Source organism: uncultured Halorubrum sp. (assembly GCF_937146585.1).
Classification (GTDB): domain Archaea; phylum Halobacteriota; class Halobacteria; order Halobacteriales; family Haloferacaceae; genus Halorubrum; species Halorubrum miltondacostae.
Genome location: NZ_CAKZRO010000146.1, coordinates 1 through 3,812, shown reverse-complemented (window position 1 = coordinate 3,812; position 3,812 = coordinate 1). Strand labels below are relative to the sequence as shown.

Sequence of the window (3,812 nt, the reverse complement as noted above, 5' to 3'; positions counted from 1 at the left end):
TGACGGGCGGTGACTCGCCGAGGTCGTCAGCAAGCTCCTCGGTGTCGGTCGCAGTTTGGAGCTGGTGGAGGATGTACCGTTCGCGCTCCGTGAGGTCGGACGGGTCAGGTTCCTCCGGAAGCGTGGTGTCCGTATCTTCCTCCAGATCGCCCGAGTCGTCGGCACGCGACCAGACGTGTGTCGCCTCATCGTACTCGAGCTCGACGCCTCTCTCCTGGACGTTCTCGCGATGGTCGCGAACGCTCCGGGGGGCGATGCCCATCGCGTTGGCGATCTCCTTCGAGGTCGCCGGGAGCGCGTTCAGGAACTCGCGTTGCCGGTCGGTGAACTCAGGCGTGTTGTCGTCCATCTGGAGTGGAAACGGAGGGGTATGTCACTGCGTCTCGAAGGGCTGCGCCGGGGATTGAACCCGGGACGAGGTGGCCGCGTAGCAGGCTTTGGTTTCGCCTACCCCATAGCGGCGCTCGTCACCCGACCACGGGCACAGCAAGGCGACCGGACTTGGCAGGTTTGATCCGTACGAGATGTCAACGTGAAGCTCCTCCACGTTCGGGACGTACGCGGTCTCGACGCGTTGGTGCCGGTCGCTCGTTCGTCGGTACACTCCCTCCGGCGCTGACCTGACCTCCGAGGAAAAGCGGAGATCACGCCGTCGGGAGATGGATCGACTCGGATTCGAACCGAGGCACGCCAGCGCTTCAGGCCGGTGCTCTCCCAGACTGAGCTATCGATCCGGGGCGTCCGCTTCGGACTCCGTGACGCGGTAGGTGAGACCGTCGACGTCGACGGTCAGGATCCCGTCAGGGCCGGAGACATCGCCGGCGGGCTCGAACTCGACCGCAACGCCCTCGAGCTCTCGACCGGCGAAGTCGAACGCCACCCGTCCGTAGCCGGCGGCGCTCATGCGGGGGCCTCCCGCCGGGTGTCCTGCCCAGCGTCGCTCTGGTTGATCGCGGCGACGATCGCGGCTTTGGTCGCCTCGCCGAGGCAGTCGTCGACGTGCTCGTCGTCGCGACGCCGTTCGAGAGCGCGCTCGGCGAGCGTCTGCCGGTGGAGGGTGACGCCCTTGTGTTCGAGCGTTCGGATCGTATTCTGGATGAGCTCGCGGAAGCGCTCGTCGTCGACATCCTCCTCGGCGTCGTTCCAGATGCGGTCGTACGGGCTTTCAGTCCCGCACCGCTCGCAGAACACTCCCTTCTCCTCGCTGACCGACTTCGCCGGGCCGTAGCCGATCTCGGTGTGGTCGCGATGCCGCTCGTAGTGCGACTCGAACTCTCGAGTGAGCCCACCGCGCGTCAGGTCCTGCCGCTCGACGCGGATGACTCTGTGACAGGAGTTACACACGTCCGATGCGTCGAGCAGGTGCTCGTGGTAGGCGGGTGACTCAGTCATGATGTACAGAAGGGTCCAGGGCGACCGTCTCTCCGGCCCTGTCGTATCGACCCCCGCGTGCGAGGCGTGGGGTCGCCCGTCGCCGGGCTGTCGTCACCCGTGTGTTGCTTGGCCACAGGCTTAAGCCATCGTGTGAGTCCCATTTTGGGAGTCACCCGTCAGCCTCCCATTCGGTCTGTGGTGGATCGGTGTGGCGCGCCGAACAGGTGATGAGATTCTCGTCGTGGAGCTGTCGGAGTGCCCGATGGACGGACGTCTCGGGACGAGCCATCCGGTGGGTGAGCTGGCGGAGGGTCCGCGGGCCGTCGGCGTTGTAGAGCTCGAGGTAGACGAGCGATGCCGTCGGCGGGAGGTCAGCGAGGCGCTCACGGGTACGACGGTCGAGATCGCCGAGGGCAGCGTCACTCATCGATTCTGCCCCACAACGGCACCGGACTGTCTGCTCCACGGGACCGCTTCGCCGTTTTTGTCAAGGAGAGGCGCCACGGACTCGGCGTCACGCTCGGCGGCCGCCTCCCGGCGCTCTACCGGCATCATCCCGGTCTGCGCGAGGCCCTCGCCGTTCGCCTCGAGGTACCGCTCGCGCTGTGCGAGCGCGTGGAGAACGCGTTCGCGAGGCTCGCGGTCGTTGATCGACGCGAGTCGGCGCTCCATCGCAACCCAGTAGCGGGCGAGCGAGATCGACTCGATGCCGCGGATGCGAGCGAAGATGAGCTCGCCAGACGTCCCCGCCCCGCTGTCGGCGTGGATGTCTTTCTGGAGAAACCGCGCCGGGTTCTCGCCGTACCGCTCGGAGAGCTCGGGCGACGGGTCGGGCGTCGCAGCCGCCTGCTCGTTGTGCTGTCCAGACGCCGGCATCAGCTCTCACCCTCCAGGTCGACGTCAGCGAGGCTGTCGTGAACGCTCGGGTCGAAGTTCCGAGCCCGCTCGTACAGCTCGTTGTCGTGAGAGTCGGGGAGATCCGGACCGATCACGCAGCCCTTACACGGTGCGATCCCGCGGTCCTGTGCCGCTTTCCGGGTGACCCGCTCCGGACCCGACCGGTAGCCGGCGTCGTCGACATCGAAGCATGGATCCTCGGCGTCGTGGTAGACGCGTCGCGTCCCACCTGTCGACCGCTTCAGCAGCACCGTCTCGTCGAGCGGGCCGTCGTCCTTTGCGATCCGGTCGGCGACCTCGGCGTCCGACATCGCGCCGCCCATCTTAGATCACCTCGACGCGCTCGGCATCCGTGTCGAGCGGGTGGTCACCATCCTCAACTTCGACGATGACGCGCGTCGCAAGTGTCTCCTCGTCCACCTGGACGTCGCGTGTCCCGCGGACGATCCCGGGCGTGGTCGTGCCGTCGAGGCGGGTCACCCCGACGGCCATCCCAGCGAGCCCGACGTCGTCGGGGTAGTCGTCCGCTCCGTCCGTCTCGACCGTTTCGCGTGTGTCGTCCATTTGACCTGATCCGTTGAACTTGTTCATCAACGGGTTCGGCCGCGTTGAACTGCCGCAAGCGCCGGCGATCGCGTCGCTTCGCGTCGCTTCAGCGAACGCACCCGTTGCTAACGCTTCTTTGTTTACACACCGCACTACTACCGAGTTTTAGAGTAAACCAAAGGCGGTGGTTTTGGAGGGTGGAAGATCATGGTCAGCGACCCTCCTCCGCGGACGTTTCGTTGATGAACTTGTTCAACGACTCCGGGTCGTCGTGAAGTCGATCAAAGTCGACGACGAGACCGCGGTCGGGTGCGTCCTTGTCGACAGCCGTCTGCGTGGATGCGTCAAGCGCCCATGGGTAGCCGTCGTCACGAAGCGAACCGTCCTCACCGTCACCGTTGACGATGTCGTCGATGAGGTCGTACGCGTACCGCTTCGAGACGTTCGCGACGCCGGCGATCTCCTTCGGCTTCACGACCGTGCCGCGCATTCCTCCGTCTTTTTGCGACGCGTAGGTGACAATCGCGGCCACCTTCTGCTCCTTGTTAGTCTTCTCCGTGCCGATGTCGCCGATTCTGTCGAGCCGCTGCTCGAGGTCATCGACACGCTCCTGGAGCTCGCGATGCTCTTCGATGGCTGCCCGGGCACCGTCGACGATGGTGTCGTAGTCTTCAGCGTCACCAGGGGCGAGCGCCCAAACGAGCTGTCGGAACGCGGCGTGATCGAGGGCTTCGTCGCTCATCGGGAGCTCACCCCCAGCGACCGCTTCGCGACCACGAACGCGTCGAGCGCGACGTGGCCGCAGGTGATACACTCGATGGAGCCGTCGGCGAGCTCACGGCCGGCGAGGGCACCGCACCGCGGGCAGGGCTCGTCCCGGTCGATTACCCCCGTCACGGGACACGCACCTCCGCTTCGGCGCCGTCACCGACGTGGTACACCTCGCCACGCCGGTCGAGCGAGTCCAGCTGCTCGACGATGCGCTCACGATTGAC

The 3,812-nt window shown here is 66.0% G+C and carries 9 protein-coding genes and 1 tRNA gene; all 10 read right to left on the bottom strand.

Going from position 1 to position 3,812, the window contains the following annotated elements; genetic code table 11:
* Positions 1–349 (bottom strand): LuxR C-terminal-related transcriptional regulator (locus tag Q0116_RS12520; RefSeq protein ID WP_297888872.1); only part of this gene is annotated, 349 nt, incomplete at its 3' end.
* 311 nt (positions 350–660) lie between these two features.
* Positions 661–734, bottom strand: a tRNA-Phe gene (locus tag Q0116_RS12515).
* Positions 725–904, bottom strand: coding sequence for a hypothetical protein (locus tag Q0116_RS12510; RefSeq protein ID WP_297888870.1), 180 nt, complete (start codon positions 902–904; stop codon positions 725–727). Before Q0116_RS12510 ends, Q0116_RS12515 begins: the two co-directional genes overlap by 10 nt.
* Complete coding sequence (locus tag Q0116_RS12505) at positions 901–1,392, bottom strand: peptide ABC transporter substrate-binding protein (protein ID WP_297888867.1); 492 nt, start codon at positions 1,390–1,392, stop codon at positions 901–903. The genes Q0116_RS12510 and Q0116_RS12505 overlap by 4 nt, the downstream gene beginning before the upstream one ends.
* Before the next feature lie 151 nt (positions 1,393–1,543).
* The gene (locus Q0116_RS12500) at positions 1,544–1,801 is read right to left on the bottom strand and encodes a MarR family transcriptional regulator (protein WP_297888864.1); all 258 of its coding nucleotides are present in this window, start codon (positions 1,799–1,801) and stop codon (positions 1,544–1,546) included.
* Positions 1,798–2,250: a hypothetical protein gene (locus tag Q0116_RS12495; protein WP_297888861.1), complete on the bottom strand. Its 453-nt coding sequence runs from the start codon at positions 2,248–2,250 to the stop codon at positions 1,798–1,800. Before Q0116_RS12495 ends, Q0116_RS12500 begins: the two co-directional genes overlap by 4 nt.
* A complete protein-coding gene (locus tag Q0116_RS12490) occupies positions 2,250–2,594 on the bottom strand; it encodes a hypothetical protein (RefSeq protein ID WP_297888857.1) in 345 nt (114 codons plus the stop codon). The genes Q0116_RS12495 and Q0116_RS12490 overlap by 1 nt, the downstream gene beginning before the upstream one ends.
* Before the next feature lies 1 nt (position 2,595).
* Complete coding sequence (locus Q0116_RS12485; protein WP_297888854.1) at positions 2,596–2,835, bottom strand: hypothetical protein; 240 nt, start codon at positions 2,833–2,835, stop codon at positions 2,596–2,598.
* 193 nt (positions 2,836–3,028) lie between these two features.
* The gene (locus Q0116_RS12480) at positions 3,029–3,559 is read right to left on the bottom strand and encodes a hypothetical protein (RefSeq protein ID WP_297888851.1); all 531 of its coding nucleotides are present in this window, start codon (positions 3,557–3,559) and stop codon (positions 3,029–3,031) included.
* Positions 3,556–3,714: a hypothetical protein gene (locus Q0116_RS12475; RefSeq protein WP_297888849.1), complete on the bottom strand. Its 159-nt coding sequence runs from the start codon at positions 3,712–3,714 to the stop codon at positions 3,556–3,558. The genes Q0116_RS12480 and Q0116_RS12475 overlap by 4 nt, the downstream gene beginning before the upstream one ends.
* Positions 3,715–3,812 lie beyond the last annotated feature (98 nt).